Raw genomic sequence first — 20982 nt, forward strand, 5'->3', positions numbered from 1 at the left:
AAAAGAATAATGAAAACGAATTATAAACTATATACATTGGTAGGTCTTTTAGGACTCTCGTTTACCGCTTGTGAACTCAAAGAAGATTTAACTTCGGTTTACAATGCTAATAACGCCTATACTACCGAAGAAAATGCACAAGAAGGTGTAAACGGAATTTATCGTTACCTTCTTGGGGCTACACACACAAGCAACTTCTACATCAACGATATGTCTACTGATGACTGTTTTAAAGATGGTATTGCTTTCGAGATATACAATGAAAATGGTCTCTCTGGCAACGTAGAACTTGCGAGATGCTACAATGGTAACTGGCAAATGATTGGTTGTGCCAATACTGCTATTGACAATATCTCAATGATTCCCGAATCTCGTTTCAAAACCGCCGATAGGAAACCAGAGCTCTTAGCCGAAGCCCACTTTTTGCGCGCTTTTGCTTTCTATCAGCTTACCAATGCTTTTTATCGAGTACCTTTGATAACAAATGGTTTCTACGAAGCTGATGCTAATCCTACTTTGGCTACTGTTGAGGAATTAGATGACCAAATAGAACAAGATTTGCTCATTGCTACTAATAACCTTCCCGATGAATGGGGTACTACAACAGAGGGAGCTTCAGGTCGTCCTACCAAAGGCGCGGCTTATGGCTATTTGATGCGTCTTAATATGCGTAAAGCAGGGCGTTTGCGTGAAGAAGGTAAAGATGCTACTGCTGCTTGGCAAGCTGCTTTAATGTATGCAGACCAAGTGATAACCTCAGGTAAATACGCCTTACAAGCTAAAGTGTTTGATGTGTTCGACCCTTCTAAGCCTGAAACCTTAAATAATAACGAGATTATCTTTGCTATACGAGCAAGTGATAAAGTGCCTTCAGGTTCTTCAGATTTAGCTTTGTATTTCACTCCTTGGGAATATGATATGGGCTGGAACAATATCAATATGCCTCTGGAATTGTACTGGAAGTTTGATAGTGATGACCAACGTCTTAAAGAACTTATTGTAACTTCTTTCAACAACGTGTACGGAAAACCTATAAAGTACATATCTCCTAAACTTAATGAAGTAGGAACGCTTAGGAATGAAAAAAGTAATCCGCAAATAGTAGAGAATGATGCGGTATATACTAAAAAGTACAAATATACCAAACCAGGAACCTATAATTATAATACACCTAATAACCTCATCTTATTGCGTTATGCTGATGTATTGCTTTGCAAAGCTGAAATTCTTAATGAGCTCAATGGACCTACTCAAGAATCAGTGGATTTGATTAATAAAATTCGTGAGAGAGCTTTTGAAAATAGCAACCACAATTATACCTTGGCAAACTTTGCTTCCAAAGAAGATATGCGTAGTAAATTGTGTGATGAACGCTTGTTTGAGCTTAATATGGAGGGAGTTCGTCGTGTAGACCTTATCCGTATGGGATTATGGAAAGACCGCTTAGATGCTTATATGGATCTTGTTAAACAAAAATTGGAAACTAAAGAAGCCAATTTAAATGCCAGAAGAGACCCTAATGTAGTAAAGAATCCTTATGATTTGAGTCCTGAATGGAAAGTGTATCCTAAGTTCAGCAATCCGTTTAAACCTTATGACAAACGTAGGTATTACCCTATACCAGGGGTGTATAGTAACAAATTCCCTGACCTACAAAACAACCGTTCTTTTAGAGAACAATAATCTTAAATGTAAACTCATATGAAAACCTATACAAAACCAATACTGATGGCTGTTGCGATGCTTAGTATGATAGGCTGTGACAAGAGCGATGTAGATGGGCGTTTTAGCGATAACCCACGCAGTGAGATAGGAACTCCACAAGAAGGCAGTTTAGTTACTGCTAAACAAGTGAAGTGGAACTTTGATAATACCAATGATTGGCTTAATGCCAGTCAAGGAGAACAGGCTAATATTTCACAAACTTCAGTGGAAAGCAATACACAAGCTGAAGATGGCAAAGTAGTGAAGATATTCACTAAATCAGGTACCAAAGAGCGTAAAAAGCTCAAAACTAAAAAACAATACGGAGCAGGACTCTACACTTGGCGTGCCTATATCTCTGATTTAGGAACTACTGAACGTGTGAGCATAGGCTCTTGGTTGTGGAATAGCGATAAACACGAGTTGGACTTTGAGGTGGGTTCTGGTACGGCTAAAGACCGTGATGCCTTAGCAGCTGCTGATGATGAAGTGATTGCTTATATTACCAGCCAGGATAACCCAGCTTTACACCAAAAGGTAAAAATCAAGAAGAATGCTTGGCATACGTTCCAAATTGACCTAAAATTAGCAGGAGGAAAGTATTTTGCTACTTGGCTTATTGATGATGTAAAGTGTGCCGCTCAGCAACTCACTTATGGGCAAGAGCACCCTTTTTATATCTTTTGTAGTACTGAAAACTTGAAGTTTGTAGGCGATAGCTGGCCTTATAAAGATAATTATGGCTTGTGGGATTATGTAGCCTATACTCCCTACTCATATTCTATGGAACCTACAGAACCTCAAAACCAACTTAACCCACCTGACCCAGAACCAGAACCAGATACAGGAGAAGTAAAGAAATGGACTTTCAACAGCTTCCCCGACGATTGGTTGAAATGGGGTATTGCTAAAGTAGATAGTGGTAAATTGGTGTTAGGAGTAGATAGTGGTAATACTATTGCTAAGGTACAATACAAGTTGGGTATGAAAATGGGCTATGGAAAATATACGTGGTCTGTCCGCTTCCCCGATGTATCAACTATTCCTGCGGGTACTCAATTCCAATCAGGAGCTAATCTTTATTATTATGCAGAAGATGAAAAAGGGAAAGTAACCGAACGCCTCTTTTTAATGATGGCTCGTATAGGCTCAGAAGAGGATCGCACTCGTTTAGGAGCTAAACCCAATCAGTTATTGCTATATATACAAGGAGCTGAACCTGCGGTAGACGAATATGTTGGCTTATTAGATGCTAACAAAGACTACAAACTTACCATCGACCTTAAAAAAGTAAATAACAAGTATACTATTGTTTACTCTATTGATGGTAACGTATTAAAAACTTTAGTTGCAAATTATGGTGAAGATGAATTTAAGTTCTTCTTTATAGCCGAAGCAGCTGCTAATAGACCTTGGATGAAATGGGCTAAACTCGATAAAGCTCTTACAAAACACTTAGAAACGAAGTTTAACTTTATTGAATATACCGCCTATTAGTAGTAATCGATGTTTATCTATAAATGGCAAATTGATTTTTCAGAGGCTGTCTCACCTCCAACAACGAGACAGCCTCTTTTTCTTAAAAAAGAAACTAAGAATAAAGCATACAACTTAATGATTTTAGTATGAAAAAAACATTTATTTTTTCATTGATGACCTTGTTCATCTATGTTGGTTGTAAGATAGATTCTGAGGAAACTACCCGCAACGCAACAACTACATCAAGCGATGGGCAATCGCTTAATGCTGCACAACAAGCTCAAAAAGGGGTAATGTTTTGGGAGTTTGATGCTCCTTCTAACGATTGGATAGAAGCCAATCAGAACAGTAAGCCTAATTGCTATAAGATACAACATAGCCCTGGCTGTACAAACGGTGGACTTATTATTCACACAGAGGTGAATACTTTGCAACGCAACAAACTCAAAACTGTAAGACAATATGGAGCGGGAGTATATGAATGGAGATTGTATGTTCCTAAATTGGAGAAAGGAGCCCAAACAAGTGTGAATTGCTTTCTTTACAAAGATGACGATCACGAATTGTCTATCAAAGTCTATTCAGGAAAGAATGCGGAACGCTCTCAAATGAGACTTACTGATAATCAAGTAATAGCAGAATTGGGTGGTTACGGAATGGCTACTAAAAAGATAGCTATTACCCAACAAGATTGGCATAGATTTAAGATAGAATTGAAGTTAGTGAATGGCAACTATCACGCTATCCTTACAGTAGATGGAAGAGAAGGAAAGGATAAATTGGAAGGAACACTTAATTATGGTCAAAAGTACCTTTTCAATATCTTTTGTAGTGTAGAGAACTTACCAAAAGTAGGTGATAGACCTGCTACTACTCCTACAATAGGCGTATGGGACAATGTTAAGTATACGCCCAATGGTGGAGCCGTAGTTCCTACACCTAAGCCTACACCTGACCCTAAGCCTGATAATCCTGTTGAAACTTACAGATGGCACTTTAGTTCTTATCCTCTTTCAGATTGGATTTTAGCCAACCAAGAACCTAATAAGAATGTAGACCATTGTTCATCAGTTTATAAAGATGGTTGTGACGATGGTAAGGCTTTGAAGATATGGACAAATGCAGGGACAAAAGAGCGGAAAAAATTAAAGACAAAACAAATGTTTGGTGCAGGGATTTACACTTGGCGTGTTTTCATTCCTACAATGAATATTGGTGAAAGAGTGAGCGTAGGTTCTTGGCTTTATAACGATGACCAACACGAAGTAGATTTTGAGGTTGGTTCAGGGACTATTAAAAAAAGAGGAGAAGCTCACGCAACGAAAAACAATCAGTTGATAGCTTATATTACAAGCCAAAATAATCCAGAACTACATCACGATACTGAGATTGTTACAGTTGATAGGGTAAATAAAGGATCGTGGCATACTTTTCAGATAAGATTGGAAATAAATCAAGCTATTAATGGTCAGAACTATATCATCACTTGGGCTATAGATGGAGTAGACCGTTATAAGTCAAAACTAAACTATGGACAAGAAAAATTATTTCATATATTTTGTAGTGTAGAGAACTTAGACTTTTTAGGAGAACGTCCTACTACAGAAGATGTTGTAGGCTTATGGGATTATGTAACTTATCAACCATATCCTTATTCTTATAAACCTCGCTAATAAAACGAGACTTACATATTGCTTTTATAAATGGCTGGTAAAGGGGTTGTAATTATCTACCTTTATAGAATATTAATAGAATTGCTTTGTTGTTAGTTAAAACGGTATTCATTACAACCCTCACACCAGTTTGTATAGCGAAAAGTGAGAAATTATTGGGATAAAGAGTTTTGAGCTTTTCGGAAGATATCGAAAAAGTTCGGAAGAGAGCTGAGAGAGGTTTTGGTGAAAAAAGGGTCTAAGATGGGTGTGGTTAGCTTATAGAGAGCTTATAGGAAGCTTATACGAATCTTGGACGATTGGTATAGAAAGGGTATGTAAGTAATTGATTAATACTGTAATACAACAAAGCAAAAAAAGGTAAAAACAGGGTTTCGAGGCGAAAGAAAAGGGAATAGGCACTAGGCCTTAGGCCATAGGCACTAGGGGGGAGTATGACGGAAAAGGAGAAGGGATAATTAGGAAATTAGTAAATTAGAAAATTAGTAAATGGGGAAGTGTGAGGTCTTAGGCCATAGGCAATAGGAGGGAGTATGACGGAAAAGGTGGAGTGTAGCGATGCAATGACGAATAATGAACGAAGAAACGACGAAGGGAAGACGAAGGAAAGACGAAGGAAAGACGAAGAAAGAACGAAGAAACGGAGAAGGAATAGCGAAGAAACAATAAAGCAAAAGAGAATTTTAAATAAAGCAAAAACGAAAAAATAAAAGCATATGAAACGAGTAAATCTATTTTTAATGGCAATGTGTTGGACAGCTTTTGTAAGCTGTAGCAAACAATCGAGTGATATTCCTGAGGTGACCATTGATAAAACCAAAGTGATGCGATGGGATTTTAAAACGCTTGACGGTTGGTTATTAGGTAATCAGGACGAGGATTACCCACAAGGGAAGGACAAAGAAACTTATGCCAAAGTGGTAAGTGATTCTTACGCCAAAGATGGTTGGGCACTGAAAATATGGACAAAAGCTCATACTGAACAACGCAAAAAACAAAAGACAGTACACCGTTACGGGGCAGGTATTTACACTTGGCGCGCTTACATTCCGCCGATGGAAACAGGCGCTTGGGCAAGTATAGGCTCTTTCTTGTATAACAGTGAGGGGCACGAAATAGATTTTGAAGTAGGCTCAGGTGATGCTAAACGCAGGAAGAAGTTGGGCGCAAAAGAGGGGCAGGTAGTGGTGTTTATGACCAGCCAGAATAATCCTTGGAAGCAAAATGCTGAGGTGCTTATAGACAGCGACCAATGGCATACTTTTCAGATTAAATTAGCTATCAATCCGCAGAACAACCATTATATTGCTACGTGGCTCATCGATGGGGTGCAACACCTTCATACGGAGCTCAACTATGGGCAACAGTATCCTTTTCGTATCTTTTGCAGTGTAGAAAATATAGATTTTATAGGTGACCGTATTCCTACCAGAGACCATTATGCCTTGTGGGATTATGTGACGTATGAACCTTTTAGTAATGCTATTGAGCCTGTAAATCCCGATAAAGACTAACGCTTTTTTCTTATTGAAATAACATATAGGAACAAGAAAGATTTAAAATATGAGAAAATCGATTATTATTTTGTTTTTAATCATAGGGGGGGTATTAGTTTCTTGTAAAAAAGACGAACTTTTTATCCCTAAGAAAGAAGACCCTATTCCCCCTAAAAAAGAAGACCCTTTTACCCCTCCGTATCAGAGTAATCTTAACGATTTTGAGGTGTCTTTGAGCAAGACGAATAACCTTCGCGCGGAAGTAACTGCAACTTTCAGCGGAGAAACGTCCTTCCATATAGCTTATTGGGAAGTGAACCATCCGGCACAAGTACAGCAAACCAATACCTACCAGGGCAAAGGGATAGAACGTAAAACGCTATTGTTCCTCAAACCCGATAGGCAATATAGTTGCCAAATCATTACCGAGAAAGGAGATAAGTCGGCAGTAAAAACCTTTAAAACAAAAAGTGTGGAGGCTTTCCTTCCTAATGCAACATTACTCATAGACGACCTAAAAGAAGATATAGGTGGTTATTTTTTTGCAAATGCCCGTATGAATGGTACAAAAGCCATCTATCTGACAGATACAAAAGGAGTAGTAGTATGGTATGAGCAAGTGCCCGAAGAGCCTTTGGTCGTAAATTACGATGCACAGCGTCAGCAGTTTTACATTCTTACCAATCCTGCTTACCCTGTTGGAAGTCCTTATACTTTCAATGCTAAAAGTATTAAAATTATAGACCTCTTTGGGGAGGTAGTATTTCAAAAAGACTTTGCTACTGTTCCCGCACTTAACGGACGGGAAGTGCATCACGAGTGTCGCCCTATGCCCGATGGCAGTATAGGATTAGTGACCTATATTGATAAAACTTTCGACCTCACTGCACAAGGCGGTACAACCACCGATATTGTAAAGGGTGATGGTTTTGTGATTATGAATAGAAGAGGAGAAATCACCCAGCAATGGAGTTGTTTTGATTATGTAGACCCCACTACCGACCCTAATATAAAAATACAAGGAGTAAAAAAAGATTGGCTACACGCCAACTCCTTTAACTACGATAGCGAAGGTAATTACTATATGACGTTTAATCGTTATGGAGAACTTTGGAAAATTGACGGTAAAACAGGGAAGTTACTATATCGGATAGGCGAAAATGGCACCATAAAACCTGAGAAAAAATACTTTACTCACGGAATGCACTGTGCTAACCCGAAAGCACCTAACGAGGTGTTAGTGATTGACAATGCGCGTTCAGATTCCGATACAGGCTCGAGAGCTATTTTGTATAAAGTAAATGAACAAAGTAAAACAGTAACAGTTCCTATGGCAGTAGCCCTTCCCAAAGATTTATCCTCATCAAACCGTAGCAATGCCCAATTTATAGGTGAGGACTTGTTACTAATCACGTTGAGTACCAAAAAACAAATAATCATTACCGACCGCAACGAAACACCCACCATAAAACGTTCTTTTATGTTGCCTTTTACTTTCTATAGAGCACAATATATCCCAACTATTAAATATTAAAAATCAAACCACCACCAATGAAAAAACTTATATTTAGTTTAGTAACACTATGTCTTATGGCTTGTAAAGGCACTGAGCCTGTAATTCATTACGAGGTAATTCCGCTACCACAATCCATTAGTTATACCCATCAGAAACCTTTTGAGCTCGATGCTCAAACCGTGATTACCTATCCACAAGATGATGCCTTACTACAAAGGAATGCCCAATTCCTCGCTTCTTATCTTAAAGAAATCACAGGGCTAACCCTTACCACTGAGCCCAATGTAAATAGTGGGAAGGTTATTCGTCTTAAAACCGACCTTAAAAAACCTAACCAAGAGGCTTATCAACTTACCGTAGCAAGTGAGCAAATTACTATTGATGGAGCAAGTCCCGCAGGTGTGTTCTACGGCATACAAACCTTGCGCAAGTCGATTGACGTAACAGAACCTAAATCCTTAGCGTTTCCTACGGCTGTGATAGACGATGCGCCTCGCTTTGCCTATCGGGGAATGCATTTTGATGTGAGCAGGCATTTCTTTACAGTAGATTTTATCAAGCAGTACATTGATATACTCGCACTTCATAACCTTAATAAGTTCCATTGGCACCTTACCGATGACCAAGGGTGGCGTATAGAAATCAAAAAATACCCTCGCCTTACTGAGGTAGGTTCAACACGCAAAGAAACGCTTATTGGGCATTTGCTCAAAGATAAACCCCACCAATTTGATGGCAAACCTTATGGTGGATTCTACACCCAAGAACAGATTAAAGAGATTGTAAAATACGCCCAAGACCGCTATATTACGATTATTCCCGAGGTAGATATCCCCGGACATACCTTAGCTGTGCTCACGGCTTACCCTGAGTTGGGTTGTACAGGCAAGGACTATGCAGTAGGTACCAAATGGGGCGTGTTCGACGATGTACTTTGTGCCGGCAATGAGGCTTCTTATGAGTTCTTAGAAGGCGTATTCGACGAAATTACCGAACTTTTCCCCTCTAAATATATTCATGTAGGAGGTGATGAATGTCCTAAAACACGTTGGAAAGAGTGCCCTAAATGCCAGGCTAAAATTAAAGCATTGGGCTTAAAAGGCGACGCTGAACACACTGCCGAACAGAAACTACAAGGCTATGTGGTATCGCGCGTAGAGCAGTTTCTCAAGAAGAAAGGTAGAGAGGTAATAGGCTGGGACGAGATTTTGGAGGGAGATAACATTTCACAAGACGCAATTGTAATGTCGTGGCGAGGTACCGAAGGAGGCATCGCCGCAGCACAACGCCACAACCGTGCTATTATGACCCCGCATTACAGTTTGTATTTCGACTATAACCAAGGCGAAGACCCCAGTAAAGAACCACTGTCCATAGGTGAATACCTCCCCGTGAAAAAGGTGTACGACTACGAGCCTATCGACCCTAAACTCACTCCCGAACAAGGTAAATACATCTTAGGAGCACAAGCTAATTTATGGACAGAGTACATCGCGAGTCCTGCACACGCTGAGTATATGCTCTTGCCTCGCTTGGCTGCCTTAGCTGAGGTACAATGGACAGCCCCAGAGAAAAAGAACTATGCCGACTTTTTGAAGCGTTTAGGCAACTTACTCAATTACTACCAAAAAGAGGGATATCATTATGCCAAACACATCTTGGGCGTTACCCCTGTGATTCAGCCCGCTCCTAAGAAAGATGGTATTCAGGTAGAACTCCTCACCGTAGGCAATGGCAAGGTGTACTACACTACCGATGGCACTACTCCTGATGCTACCAAAACGCTTTATACCCAGCCTATCAAACTCAGCAACGAGGTGCTGTTAAAAGCAGTAGCTGTGCATAAAGATACCATAAGTGGAGTGTTTAGCTACCAGTCGTTATTTAATAAGGCTACTTACAAGCCTATACAATTACTCACTGAAACTAATCCTAAATACACTTTTGGAGGGGCTACTGCCTTAGTAGATGCGCAAATAGGTGAAGATTCTTATATCGATGGACATTGGGTGGGCTTTCCTGGTCGAGTGGGAGTAGAAGCAGTAATCGATTTAGGTAGAGAAGAAGAGTTTAGTACCTTGAAAGCGGGTAGCTTAGCCGATACGCCTAACTGGATATTTCCAGCCTCAGAAGTCGCTATTTACAGCTCTGCTGATGGAAAAAACTTTCAGCTCATCACTCAGCAACCTTTGAAGATAGCCCAGAAGACCGACCCTATCAAGCGTGTGCCTATCAGTTTGAACTTTGCTAAAACTAAAACTCGCTATGTGAAAGTAGTGCTCAAAGGTACTGTAATCCCTGAATGGCACGAGGGTAAAGGCACACCAGCCTTACTATTTGTAGATGAAATCCAATTGATGTAAAAATATATATTTTTCATATGTAATATTGCTTTTATTTAAAATTTGTGTACTTTTGCACATCGTAAAGACGCGACTACAAAACGCGTCTTTACTTTTTAGTATGCAAAAACCTTTAATATTAGTAACAAACGACGACGGTATTACCGCTCCTGGTATCCGTTATCTGATAGACATAATCAAAGAATTAGGCGAAGTGGTGGTAGTAGCCCCCGATTCGCCACAGAGTGGTAAAGGGCACGCCGTTACCCTCGATACTACTATGTACTGCGACCCTATGCCCTCACATAACGGAGCTACTCGCGAATACGCTTGTAGTGGTACACCTGCCGACTGTGTGAAAATTGCCAAACACGAAGTGCTGAATGGTCGTCTGCCCGATCTCTGTGTGAGTGGTATCAATCACGGTTCCAATGCTTCTATCAACGTGATATATTCAGGAACGATGAGTGCTGCTATTGAGGCGGGTACTGAGGGCATTCCTGCTATTGGTTTTTCATTATTAGACTCCAGTTGGAATGCTGATTTTTCGCAAGCACGTGCTTATATAAAACATATAGCCGAAAAAGTACTCACTAATGGTTTACCCAAAGGAATAGTGCTAAATGTGAATATACCTAATATCAAGAAGGAAGAAATAAAAGGCGTAAAAGTATGCCGTCAAGCACGTTCGCGCTGGATAGAAAGTTTTGACAAACGTGTGAACCCGCAAGGAAGAGTGTACTACTGGATGACAGGTACTTTTGTGAATGAAGACCAAGGTACTGATACTGACCAATGGGCTCTCGAAAACGGCTACATTTCAGTAGTGCCTATTCAATTTGACCTTACGGCTCACCAAAATATTCAAGAGTTAAAGCAATGGGATTTTTAAATATAAATCAAAAACGCAAAGACCAAATCATTGGTTTTATAGCAGGTATTGTTCTAAATGTAATAGGGGTGATAGCCTATGTGCTTATCTTCTCTAAGTTTAGTATTGCTACTACCTTGCAAGATGCCTATTACAAGAGATATTTAGGTAAACTCATACTCTTAGGAGCCCTGTTAGACCTTGCTATCTTCTTCTTTTTTATCAATCGTTATGAAAACGAACGCGCACGTGGTGTACTCATCGCTTCGTGCGTATTAGCCTTTATAATTCTGCTATTACAATTCACTTAAAATTAAATACAATGAGAATCAGAGAATATGTAGTTTTCTTATACCGTATCTTCTTGGTATACTTATTTTATGCCATTGCACGTGGTTTGTTTATCTATATGAATCGCGGACTGATGGGTGATTATAACACATCCGACCTTTTCTATTATGGATTGGCGTTTGATAACTGTGCTATAATGTACACTAATTTGCTGTTCATACTGCTCAGTTTACTACCTTTGTGGGTAAATACCCATAGGAAATTTCAGAAAGTAGTTTTTTGGTCGTACTTTATACCTAATACGATTGCTTATGCCACCAATTTTATTGATATGGCATACTACCCTTTTAGCAAGTCTCGCCTTACTTCGGCATCGTTTGCAGTTATAGAACACGAAAACAACAAAATGAAAATATTCAGTAGCTTTTTAGGAGGCTATTGGTATATGTTTGTAGGCTTCTTTTTACTGATAGCTCTTTGGGTTTTCCTTTATAAACGCGTGAAAAACGTCGAAGTGCCTATTGCTCAAAAGAAATCTTATTTTGGTTGGTCTGCTGTATTTTTCTTAGGCTTCGGTACTCTGATAATGATGGCTATACGAGGCGGTGGTTTTACTTCGGATACACGCCCTATCAATATGCTCGATGCTAGCCGACACGTAAATACAGCTCCTCAGGCTGATGCGATACTAAACACGCCTTTTTGTCTCATTCGCAGTATGGGTAAGAACAAAGGATTTAAAGAATATCACTTTGTAGATGAAGCCTACATCAATGAGAGTTTAAAACCTATTAAGCAGTATAACCGCGAAGTAGCTACCAAGCCTAATGTCGTCCTCTTTATTTTAGAAAGTTTCGGCAAAGAGTATTGGGGCTGTATGAATACTAAAACCCATATTCCTGACTTTAAGTCGTATACACCCTTCTTAGACTCGTTAGCACAACATTCACTTGTGCTCGACAATGCTTATTGTACAGGACGTCAGTCTATACACGGAATGTCGTCAATGTTGGCAGGAATTCCCTCTTTTCAAGTCGCTTACACCTCATCACCTTATGTGAAACAACCCACACAATCTTTGGTGTCTATCGCCAAAGAAATGGGCTACGATACCTCTTTCTTCCATTCAGCACCCAATGGTTCTATGGGATTCTTAGGTTTTTCTAATATCTTAGGTTTCGACCATTACTATGGTAAGAATGAGTACAATAACGATGCTGATGACGATGGACACTGGGGAATTTGGGACGAACCTTTTTTCCAATATATGTGCAGAACTTATTCTCAAAAGAAACAACCTTTCTTAGGCACTATTTTCACACTCTCCTCCCACCACCCTTTTCAAATTCCTAAGCAATATGAGGGCAAATTCCCTAAAGGCAACTTAGAAATTCACCAATGTATTGGCTATACCGATTACGCTCTCAAACAATTCTTTGAGTGTGCTAAAAAACAACCTTGGTATAACAATACTATCTTTGCTTTTGTCAATGACCACCCTAACCAAATCTATTACGACCTTTACAAAGAGCCTATTACAGGCAAAGGAGCGGCAATTATGTTCTACAGCCCTAACTCTAATTTGGTGCCAAAGGGTGTAAATTCAGATATTACTCAGCAAATAGATATTTATCCTTCGTTAGTAGACCTAATGGGTTACCATAAGCCTTTCCGCTCTTGGGGGCGCAGTGTGTTTGCCAATCTTCCTGATGAAACGCCTCGCGCTTTTATCTCCGATGCGCTTATGTACCAAATGATGCAAGGTAATTACATCTATATCATCGACGAAACAGGCAAGGTAAACGGAGTGTACAAGAAAGAAGACGGTGCTCTCAAAAACAATCTCTTGGGCAAAGAAGACAATGCCGAAATACAAAAAGGTATTAAAGATTTAAAAGCCTTTATGCAAGACTATATGGATAGAATTATCAACCATAAATTGAATAATTAGCAAATTAGTCAATTAGCAAATGAGAAAGCGCGATGTTTAGAATAATAAACATCGCGCTTTTTTACCTTTTACCTTTTATCTTTTACCTCTTACCTATTCAAGAGTAAGAAGGTATTTCTCTGCGTCCAACGCTGCCATACAGCCCGAGCCTGCTGCCGTAATAGCTTGGCGGTAGCGCGTGTCGGCAGCATCACCAGCTACAAACACCCCTGCTACATTGGTGAGCGAAGTGCCCGCTACATTTTTAATATAGCCCACCTCATCAGTGTCGATATAAGGTTTAAACACATCAGTATTAGGTTTGTGACCGATAGCTACAAAGAAACCTGTGATAGCTATTTCGCTTATCTCCCCTGTCTTGTTGTTGCGCACTTTAATGCCCGTAACTACTTGTCCGTCACCGAGAATTTCTTCAGTTTCGGTATTGAAAAGCACTTCTATTTTTGGCGAATTGAGCACGCGTTCCTTCATAATTTGTGAAGCGCGGAACTCATCGCGACGCACGAACATTGTTACTTTCGAGCAAAGATTCGCTAAGTAAAGCGCTTCCTCACAAGCCGAGTCGCCTGCCCCTACAATAGCCACGTGTTGATTGCGGTAGAAAAAACCGTCGCACACAGCACAAGCCGATACGCCTCCTCCTGTTTGCAAATAGTGCTGTTCTGAGGGTAAACCTAAGTATTTAGCCGAAGCACCCGTAGCGATAATCACGGCATCAGCGTGGAGCTCTTGGTCATCTACCCATACTTTGTGTGGGTGAGCCGAAAAATCTACCTTAGTCACCCAGCCGTTGCGAATATCAGCCCCAAAGCGTTTAGCTTGTTGCTCTAACTGTATCATCATTTCGCTACCCATTACTCCCTCAGGATATCCCGGAAAATTCTCTACTTCGTTAGTAGTAGTGAGCTGTCCACCAGGTTGTTCTCCTTGGTAAAGCACAGGGCTTAGGTTCGCGCGCGAAGCGTAAATAGCGGCAGTATAGCCCGCAGGACCTGAGCCTATAATTAGGCATTTTATCTTTTCAATGTTTGCCATAGCAATTTTTTCTTTCTTTTAATTAGGGTGCAAAACTACAAAAATAATACCAATCTACAAACCTGCCAATTTGTCAATCAGAGCAAACGCACGAAGTTGAAAGTTAATATCAGTTCGATAAATAATTCTGATGATGAGTCTTTTTTGCGGTATATACACTTTGCCAAAGTTTCAAAATTTGGCAAAGTTGAATTTTGAATTGTTATTTCACAAGGTGCAGTCTTGATGCTATTTTAATTTTGAAATCAATTTTGTTTAATTTCTGAAACACAATCTCTCGCATACCCCACTCCGAGTATTCGTTGGCTATTTTACATCGAGCTCACGCTACTTATTTTTATGTCCGACAAGTCTAACCAGTAGAACCAGTGATATGAGCAGATAGTAGCACTATAAGTCCAATCAATATTCAGTTAGTATTCCATTAATCTTCGGTTAGTCTTCATTGTAGAGCCACTGTAGAGCCACTGTAGAGCCACTGTAGAGTCACTGTAGAGCCACTGTAGAGCCACTGTAGAGCCACTGTAGAGCCACTGTAGAGCCACTGTAGAGCCACTGTAGAGCCACTGTAGAGCCACTATAAGTCCACTGTAGTTCCGTTTAAGGTTTATTAAAAATCCGTCAGATGTCTCACAGAGCAACCAAAAGGTACTTCTTGCTACCTACTTACAAGCACCTTTCGTCTACCCACTTTTCACAAATCACCCCCGATAACTTATAATTCTTTATAAAAATAAATATACTTATATTGTGTTAATAATCAATGATATATAAAGAATTTTAACAGCTAATTAAAAAATCCAAAATAAAAAAATAGGAAATAATAAATGTTATTTCATATAAAACACGTATATTTGCGCCTTGCATAGAATAGCGTATGTACAGATTTATACACATTACATTGATACTATTGGCGATGCATATGGCATCGGCACAGCAACACGAAATCGGTGTTTTCTTAGGTGGAAGCAACCCCATTTCAGATGTTGGTAGAACCTATTATTTATATCCTAACAAAATCGCTTTTGGTGGGATATATAAATGGAATTTCCACGAACGTATGGCAGTTCGTGTGCAGGTTACTAAGTCCGAACTTAGAGCTAACGACGTCCAGTCCGATATCCCTGGTAAACGCAACCGAGGGTTCGCTTATTCAAGTGATATTACCGATTTGGCAGTAGGCACCGAGTTCAATTTCTTTAGCTACAGAATCGGCAATTTGCTCGATATGCCTATGACCCCCTATGTGTTCGTAGGTATAGCTGGGCTTTGGCACGACGATTTGTACTTCGACCCCTCCTCTCCCAAACCCGTTGAAGCTACCGATACTACACGTCGCGACTTCGATGTGGCTGTGCCCGTAGCTTTCGGTTTTAAAGCTAAAATCACTCGAAGGCTTGTTTTAGGAGGTGAAGTAGCTTTCCGTTTTGCCCTTACTAACAACGTCGATGGTAGTGCGCCCGAAAGAAAATCCTTTACATTCGGTAACATAGGAAGAAGTTACGACTGGTACGCCTTCTCAGGTCTTACCCTTACCTACACCTTCGGCGAATGGCCTTGCTATTGTAGATAATTTCACTTAAAACCAATGGAGATTACGAACTATCCAAAGCATCTGGCTATTATAATGGACGGTAATGGGCGTTGGGCAAAAAAACAAGGCTTGCTCAGAGCCTATGGTCACGAAAAGGGAGTGCAAACTGTGCGACAAGTAGTGGAATATTGTGTGGAACACCGTATTCCATACCTCACCCTTTTTGCCTTTTCTACCGAAAATTGGAAACGACCCGCCTTAGAAGTAAAAGCCCTAATGGAGCTATTGGTAAAGTTCCTAAAAAAGGAAGTTGATAATTTGCACAAGAATAATGTAAGACTCAAAACCATTGGCAATTTAGACCGTTTCCCTCCTAAACCACGCGAAGCCCTACTTGCTTCTATCGATAAACTCAAAAACAATACAGGGCTTACCCTTACCTTAGCCCTCAACTATGGAGCACGTGAAGAAATCCTAACTGCTATAAAAGAAATTGCAGCAAAAGTAAAAGAAGGCACACTTATTGCTAATACAATTACCGAAACAACACTACAAAAACACCTATACACCTACGACTTACCCGATGTAGACTTACTTATCCGCACCAGCGGTGAGGAGCGCATCAGCAATTTTTTATTATGGCAAATAGCCTATGCCGAACTCTATTTTACTGAAGTATTATGGCCTGACTTCACAAAAAAACACTTAGAAGAAGCCCTATCAAACTATCAAAATAGAGAAAGACGATTTGGAAAAACAAGCGAACAACTTACGTAAAACTATGCTGAAAAAATTTTTATTGCTTGCTTTCTTGGCTTTTGTAAGCCTTGTAAGTGCACAAGAAGAAGATAGAATATCATTAGGAAAAGGAAGAAAATATACAATTGGTGGCATTGAAGTTACTGGCGCAAAACGTTATAACGAACAAACTATCCTCACTACTTCGGGTTTGAAAGTAGGTGATGTAATCGAAATCCCCAGTGAAAAATTCAGCTCCATCATTCATAAGCTATGGGGCTATAAGTTGTTTAGCGATATTAATATTTATATCAAGCGCGTAGAAGGTGATACCGTATTCTTAGAGTTAGCTATCAAAGAAACACCTTCATTAGTCGATGTAAAAGTAACAGGTATCGGACAGAAAAAAGCAGAAACCCTCCTTAAAGATGCCGAAATAAAAAAAGGAGTAAAGGTAAACGAAAGCCTTATTGCTAATACTAAAAACTATATCACTAATAAATATCGAAAAGATGGTTATCTCAATACCAAAGTAACCATCGATACCAAAATAGATACTACCGATGCCAATGGTGTAGATATGCTCATTCACATCGATAGAGGTAATAAGGTAAAAATTGATAAAATTACTTTTGAAGGCAATCAGCAATTCACCTCAGCTAAGTTGCGCAAGAAGCTCAAAAAGACAAAACAAGTGCGTTTCGGTCGTTTCTGGAAACGCTCCAAATATGTTAAGAAAGACTACGACGAAGATTTAACAAACCTCGTAGATTTCTATAAAGAAAAAGGCTATCGCGATGCTCGTGTGGTAAACGATACACTTATTAAAAATAAAGACGGTAACGTAAGTCTTAATATAGCAGTAGAAGAAGGGAAGCGTTATTATTTCGGTGATATCCGCTTCTTAGGAAACTCAGTCTATAACGACCGTGTGCTCAATCAAGTATTGGGTATCAAAAAAGGCGATGTATATAACGGAGTATTGCTCAAAAAACGCATTCAAGACAATACCAAACCCGATGCCGAAGATATAACCAACTTATATCAAAATAGTGGTTATCTCTTCTCGCAAATACACCCTGTAGAAACCTCAGTAGTAAATGATACTATCAATTTCGAAATACGCGTGGTAGAAGGGAAGCCTGCTTATTTTAATAAAATATCAGTAACAGGTAACGAAAAGACTAACGATTATGTAATTTATCGCGAGTTGCGCACACGTCCTGGTTATTTATATAGCAAAGATGCCGTAGTGCGTACCGTTCGTGAGTTAGGACAGTTGCAACTATTCGATGCTCAAAACATCAATCCAGAGTTTAAAAATGCCGACCCTAATGCAGGAACCGTTGATATAGAATATAAACTCACCGAAACAGGTTCAAGCCAAGTGCAGTTGCAAGGAGGGTATGGTGGAGGCTCATTCATAGGTACACTTGCCCTTTCATTCAATAACTTTTCTATTCGCAACTTGTTCAACCCCAAAGCCTATCGTCCAGTGCCTATGGGCGACGGTCAAGCACTATCACTCAGTTTCCAAATAAGTAGGTACTACCGTACTTATGGGTTTTCATTTACCGAGCCTTGGATGGGAGGTAAACAGCCTGTGCAGTTCTCAGTGTCATTCAGTAGAACCGAACAGTTCGGGTATAGTTACAGGAGCTATGATGTAGATAAGAGTAAACGTGTGTATATCACAGGAATAAGCGTAGGTTTAGCCAAACGTTTGAGAGTCCCCGATGATTATTTCCAAATCGCTCATACTTTAAGCTATCAGCATTATGATTTGAAGAATTATCCTAATTTAGGACTCTTTACTTTTAAAGATGGTAACTCTAATTCATTAGCTTATACTATTTCGCTATCGCGTAACTCAAGTGGTCCTAACCCTATCTATCCAATGTCAGGAAGTAGCTTTACAATTAGTGCGAAGCTTACCCCTCCTTACTCATTGTTCAATAAGATAGATTATGGCAAACTGCTTGAAGAACGTGAAACTGCATCTAATAACGGCGATTCTGAAAGAATAGCACAAATAGACCAAGAGCGTTTTCACTGGTTAGAGTTTTATAAGCTTAAATTTACCTCAGCTTGGTATACCAATATTTACAGTAAATTTGTATTAAAGTTTGGTGCTGATTTTGGTTATTTGGGAGCTTATAACAGCAAACGCGGTATAGTACCTTTTGAACGTTTCTTTATGGGAGGCGATGGTTTAGGCTATTACTCTATGGACGGACGTGAAAACATACAAATGCGCGGGTATGAAAACTATGCCCTTTCCGCCGATGATGGCGAGACTGTGTTTAACAAGTTCTCTCTGGAATTGCGTTATCCTATTACTCTTAAACCAATGGCTTCTATCTATGGCTTAGTATTTGCCGAAGGAGGTAATGTACACAATGGATTAGAGAACTTTAATCCTTTCCAGATTAAGCGTTCAGCAGGTTTAGGATTGCGACTCTTTATGCCACAGTTCGGTATGCTGGGTATTGACTTTGGATATGGTTTCGATAACCCTGCCAATAGCAATAACCGCAGTGGCTGGCAAACACACTTTATTTTTGGACAACAATTCTAATTTTTGGCACGATATTTTCTTTTATGAAAAGAGAAGGCTAAAAAGTAGTATATACATTTGATAAATGTTATGAACAAACTACAAGCGTTATTTATAGTACTATTGTGTAGTGCCTGTTTTACTTATGCACAAAAGCCATCTCGTATTGGCTATGTGGATATGGATTACATATTATCACACCTCGAAGATTATAAAGTAGCAAGCCAGCAGTTTGCCTTACAAGTAGAGCAATGGGAGGCTGAAATAGCCAAGCGCCAAGAAAAGATAAAGGCTGAAAAAGATAAGTTAGAAGCTGAGAAAGCTTTACTTACTCCCGAGCTTATCAAAGATAAAGAAGAAGAAATAGCTCTGTTAGAATACAACTTGAATGCCTATAAACAGCAGAAGTTTGATGCTAAGGAAGGAGAGTATATCACCCAAAAGTTTATGCTTGCTAAGCCTATCCAAGACCAAGTGTTTAATATAGTGCAAGAGATAGGCAAGATGCGTAAATACGACTTTATCTTTGAAAAGAGTGATGCCACTATGTTATTCTCTAATGAGCAACATAACTTGAGTAAAGTAGTGCTTCGTGCCTTGAAGAAGAAAGACAATGCCGAAGATAGGAACAAAGATATGGCTCAGCTCTTAAAAGAAAGCTATGATTTTGAGTTTGTAGAAGAACGCGTTAAGAAACGTAAAGAAGCTGAAAAAGCACGTGAGCAACGCCGAGTACAATACGAACAAGAACGTTTGCGCAAGACTGAAGAAATGAAGCAACAGCGCGAACAGCTCAAAGCGAAACGCGAGAAAGAACAAGCCGAGCGTCAGCAGAAGTTCCAACAAGAACGAGACGCCCTTAAAGCGCAACGCGAAAAAGAACAAGCCGAACGTGTACAGAAATTCCAACAAGAGCGCGATGCCCTTAAAGCACAACGTGAGAAAGAGCAAGCTGAGCGTCAGCAGAAGTTCCAACAACAGCGCGATTCTATAAAGGCGCAACGCGACAAAGAACAAACCGAACGCCAACAGAAGTTACAAGAACAGAAAGAACAGCGTGAGAAGGAAATAGCTGAACGCCAAAAGAAACTTGAAGAGCAAAGGGTGCAACGTGAAAAAGAACAAGCCGAGCGCCTTAAAAAACAACAAGAGGCGAGAACACAAACGCCTACAACAAATCAGTAAAAATTTTTAAATAACTAATATTACAAACAGATGATGAGAAACATTAGAACGTTGATGATTGCATTGGCTCTATTCTTAGGAGCTACTACAATGCTTACTGCACAAGTGAAAATCGCTCATATTGATGTGCAAAAACTTTTAGAAGAAATGCCTGAAAGAAAATCAATAGAGTCACAATTAAAGAAAATGGAGCAAGGATATATGAACGATATTCAAGCAGCTATTAAAGAATTGCAAGCTAAGGCTCAAAAGTATCAGAATGAAGCTGCTGCTCTTACAGAGGCACAACTTAAAGCTCGTGAAGCAGAATTCCTCAAAAAATCAGAGGAAATTAAAACTATGGAAGAAAATATCCGTAAAACACAACAAACTGCTGCTGAGAATTTACAGAAAAAGCAACAAGAATTGGTAGAGCCATTGCTTAAAAAGGTAAAAAGCTCTATTGAGAAAATTGCTAAGCAAAGAGGACTTCAGTACGTATTGGATTCAAGTGCAGGCTCAAGCGTGATTGTAGCTACAGGAGATGACCTTTACAGTACAGTTAAAAAGGACTTAGGATTTTAGTTCGTAGGTTTTTAAAATTATTAGATATTTTTTCTTATGAAAAGTG

General features: G+C 39.6%; 15 protein-coding genes. 14 read left to right on the forward strand and 1 reads right to left on the reverse strand.

What is annotated here, in order from left to right; all coding sequences use genetic code 11:
- Nucleotides 1-9 precede the first annotated feature (9 nt).
- From COCH_RS06740 to COCH_RS06780, 9 genes are all read left to right on the forward strand, one after another.
- The gene (locus COCH_RS06740; protein WP_015782487.1) at nucleotides 10-1683 is read left to right on the forward strand and encodes a RagB/SusD family nutrient uptake outer membrane protein; all 1674 of its coding nucleotides are present in this window, start codon (nucleotides 10-12) and stop codon (nucleotides 1681-1683) included.
- An 18-nt stretch (nucleotides 1684-1701) separates the two neighbouring features.
- Nucleotides 1702-3201 (forward strand): hypothetical protein, encoded by a 1500-nt coding sequence (locus COCH_RS06745; protein ID WP_015782488.1) that lies wholly within the window; start codon nucleotides 1702-1704, stop codon nucleotides 3199-3201.
- 128 nt (nucleotides 3202-3329) lie between these two features.
- Nucleotides 3330-4856 (forward strand): hypothetical protein, encoded by a 1527-nt coding sequence (locus COCH_RS06750; protein ID WP_015782490.1) that lies wholly within the window; start codon nucleotides 3330-3332, stop codon nucleotides 4854-4856.
- 716 nt (nucleotides 4857-5572) lie between these two features.
- Nucleotides 5573-6370, forward strand: a complete 798-nt coding sequence (locus COCH_RS06755; protein ID WP_015782491.1) for a hypothetical protein — start codon at nucleotides 5573-5575, stop codon at nucleotides 6368-6370.
- Between the two features lie 49 nt (nucleotides 6371-6419).
- Nucleotides 6420-7886, forward strand: coding sequence for an aryl-sulfate sulfotransferase (locus COCH_RS06760; protein ID WP_015782492.1), 1467 nt, complete (start codon nucleotides 6420-6422; stop codon nucleotides 7884-7886).
- A gap of 17 nt (nucleotides 7887-7903) precedes the next feature.
- Nucleotides 7904-10231 (forward strand): glycoside hydrolase family 20 protein, encoded by a 2328-nt coding sequence (locus COCH_RS06765; RefSeq protein WP_015782493.1) that lies wholly within the window; start codon nucleotides 7904-7906, stop codon nucleotides 10229-10231.
- A gap of 100 nt (nucleotides 10232-10331) precedes the next feature.
- Entirely contained in the window at nucleotides 10332-11102 is a 771-nt protein-coding gene (surE, locus tag COCH_RS06770; protein ID WP_015782494.1) for a 5'/3'-nucleotidase SurE, read from the forward strand.
- Entirely contained in the window at nucleotides 11090-11392 is a 303-nt protein-coding gene (locus tag COCH_RS06775) for a hypothetical protein (protein ID WP_015782495.1), read from the forward strand. Before surE ends, COCH_RS06775 begins: the two co-directional genes overlap by 13 nt.
- Nucleotides 11393-11403: 11 nt before the next feature.
- The gene (locus COCH_RS06780; RefSeq protein ID WP_015782496.1) at nucleotides 11404-13323 is read left to right on the forward strand and encodes an LTA synthase family protein; all 1920 of its coding nucleotides are present in this window, start codon (nucleotides 11404-11406) and stop codon (nucleotides 13321-13323) included.
- Between the two features lie 93 nt (nucleotides 13324-13416).
- Here the strand turns inward: COCH_RS06780 and trxB are convergent, their stop codons facing one another.
- On the reverse strand, nucleotides 13417-14358 hold the full coding sequence (gene trxB / locus COCH_RS06785) for a thioredoxin-disulfide reductase (protein WP_015782497.1): 942 nt from the start codon (nucleotides 14356-14358) through the stop codon (nucleotides 13417-13419).
- An 877-nt stretch (nucleotides 14359-15235) separates the two neighbouring features.
- On the opposite strand from trxB, the gene porG reads away from it, so the two are divergent.
- The 5 genes from porG (at nucleotide 15236) to COCH_RS06810 (ending at nucleotide 20936) form a co-directional block, all read left to right on the forward strand.
- Nucleotides 15236-15931 carry a type IX secretion system protein PorG gene (porG, locus tag COCH_RS06790; protein ID WP_034554165.1) on the forward strand — a complete coding sequence of 232 codons (696 nt, stop codon included), beginning with the start codon at nucleotides 15236-15238 and terminating at the stop codon, nucleotides 15929-15931.
- A gap of 15 nt (nucleotides 15932-15946) precedes the next feature.
- On the forward strand, nucleotides 15947-16669 hold the full coding sequence (locus tag COCH_RS06795) for an isoprenyl transferase (RefSeq protein ID WP_009411260.1): 723 nt from the start codon (nucleotides 15947-15949) through the stop codon (nucleotides 16667-16669).
- A 4-nt stretch (nucleotides 16670-16673) separates the two neighbouring features.
- On the forward strand, nucleotides 16674-19208 hold the full coding sequence (bamA, locus tag COCH_RS06800; protein WP_015782498.1) for an outer membrane protein assembly factor BamA: 2535 nt from the start codon (nucleotides 16674-16676) through the stop codon (nucleotides 19206-19208).
- A 69-nt stretch (nucleotides 19209-19277) separates the two neighbouring features.
- Complete coding sequence (locus COCH_RS06805) at nucleotides 19278-20372, forward strand: OmpH family outer membrane protein (RefSeq protein ID WP_009417703.1); 1095 nt, start codon at nucleotides 19278-19280, stop codon at nucleotides 20370-20372.
- Nucleotides 20373-20402: 30 nt separating this feature from the next.
- Nucleotides 20403-20936 carry an OmpH family outer membrane protein gene (locus COCH_RS06810; RefSeq protein WP_016479699.1) on the forward strand — a complete coding sequence of 178 codons (534 nt, stop codon included), beginning with the start codon at nucleotides 20403-20405 and terminating at the stop codon, nucleotides 20934-20936.
- Nucleotides 20937-20982: the final 46 nt, after the last annotated feature.

The organism is Capnocytophaga ochracea DSM 7271, from assembly GCF_000023285.1.
In the GTDB taxonomy this organism is placed as follows: Bacteria; Bacteroidota; Bacteroidia; order Flavobacteriales; family Flavobacteriaceae; genus Capnocytophaga; species Capnocytophaga ochracea.

What these genes read in the sequence shown, in the direction of transcription:
- COCH_RS06740 (WP_015782487.1), top strand. Translation starts at nt 10, where the DNA reads ATGAAAACGAATTATAAACTATATACATTGGTAGGTCTTTTAGGACTC.
- COCH_RS06745 (WP_015782488.1), top strand. Translation starts at nt 1,702, where the DNA reads ATGAAAACCTATACAAAACCAATACTGATGGCTGTTGCGATGCTTAGT.
- COCH_RS06750 (WP_015782490.1), top strand. Translation starts at nt 3,330, where the DNA reads ATGAAAAAAACATTTATTTTTTCATTGATGACCTTGTTCATCTATGTT.
- COCH_RS06755 (WP_015782491.1), top strand. Translation starts at nt 5,573, where the DNA reads ATGAAACGAGTAAATCTATTTTTAATGGCAATGTGTTGGACAGCTTTT.
- COCH_RS06760 (WP_015782492.1), top strand. Translation starts at nt 6,420, where the DNA reads ATGAGAAAATCGATTATTATTTTGTTTTTAATCATAGGGGGGGTATTA.
- COCH_RS06765 (WP_015782493.1), top strand. Translation starts at nt 7,904, where the DNA reads ATGAAAAAACTTATATTTAGTTTAGTAACACTATGTCTTATGGCTTGT.
- surE (WP_015782494.1), top strand. Translation starts at nt 10,332, where the DNA reads ATGCAAAAACCTTTAATATTAGTAACAAACGACGACGGTATTACCGCT.
- COCH_RS06775 (WP_015782495.1), top strand. Translation starts at nt 11,090, where the DNA reads ATGGGATTTTTAAATATAAATCAAAAACGCAAAGACCAAATCATTGGT.
- COCH_RS06780 (WP_015782496.1), top strand. Translation starts at nt 11,404, where the DNA reads ATGAGAATCAGAGAATATGTAGTTTTCTTATACCGTATCTTCTTGGTA.
- trxB (WP_015782497.1), bottom strand. Translation starts at nt 14,358, where the DNA reads ATGGCAAACATTGAAAAGATAAAATGCCTAATTATAGGCTCAGGTCCT.
- porG (WP_034554165.1), top strand. Translation starts at nt 15,236, where the DNA reads ATGTACAGATTTATACACATTACATTGATACTATTGGCGATGCATATG.
- COCH_RS06795 (WP_009411260.1), top strand. Translation starts at nt 15,947, where the DNA reads ATGGAGATTACGAACTATCCAAAGCATCTGGCTATTATAATGGACGGT.
- bamA (WP_015782498.1), top strand. Translation starts at nt 16,674, where the DNA reads ATGCTGAAAAAATTTTTATTGCTTGCTTTCTTGGCTTTTGTAAGCCTT.
- COCH_RS06805 (WP_009417703.1), top strand. Translation starts at nt 19,278, where the DNA reads ATGAACAAACTACAAGCGTTATTTATAGTACTATTGTGTAGTGCCTGT.
- COCH_RS06810 (WP_016479699.1), top strand. Translation starts at nt 20,403, where the DNA reads ATGATGAGAAACATTAGAACGTTGATGATTGCATTGGCTCTATTCTTA.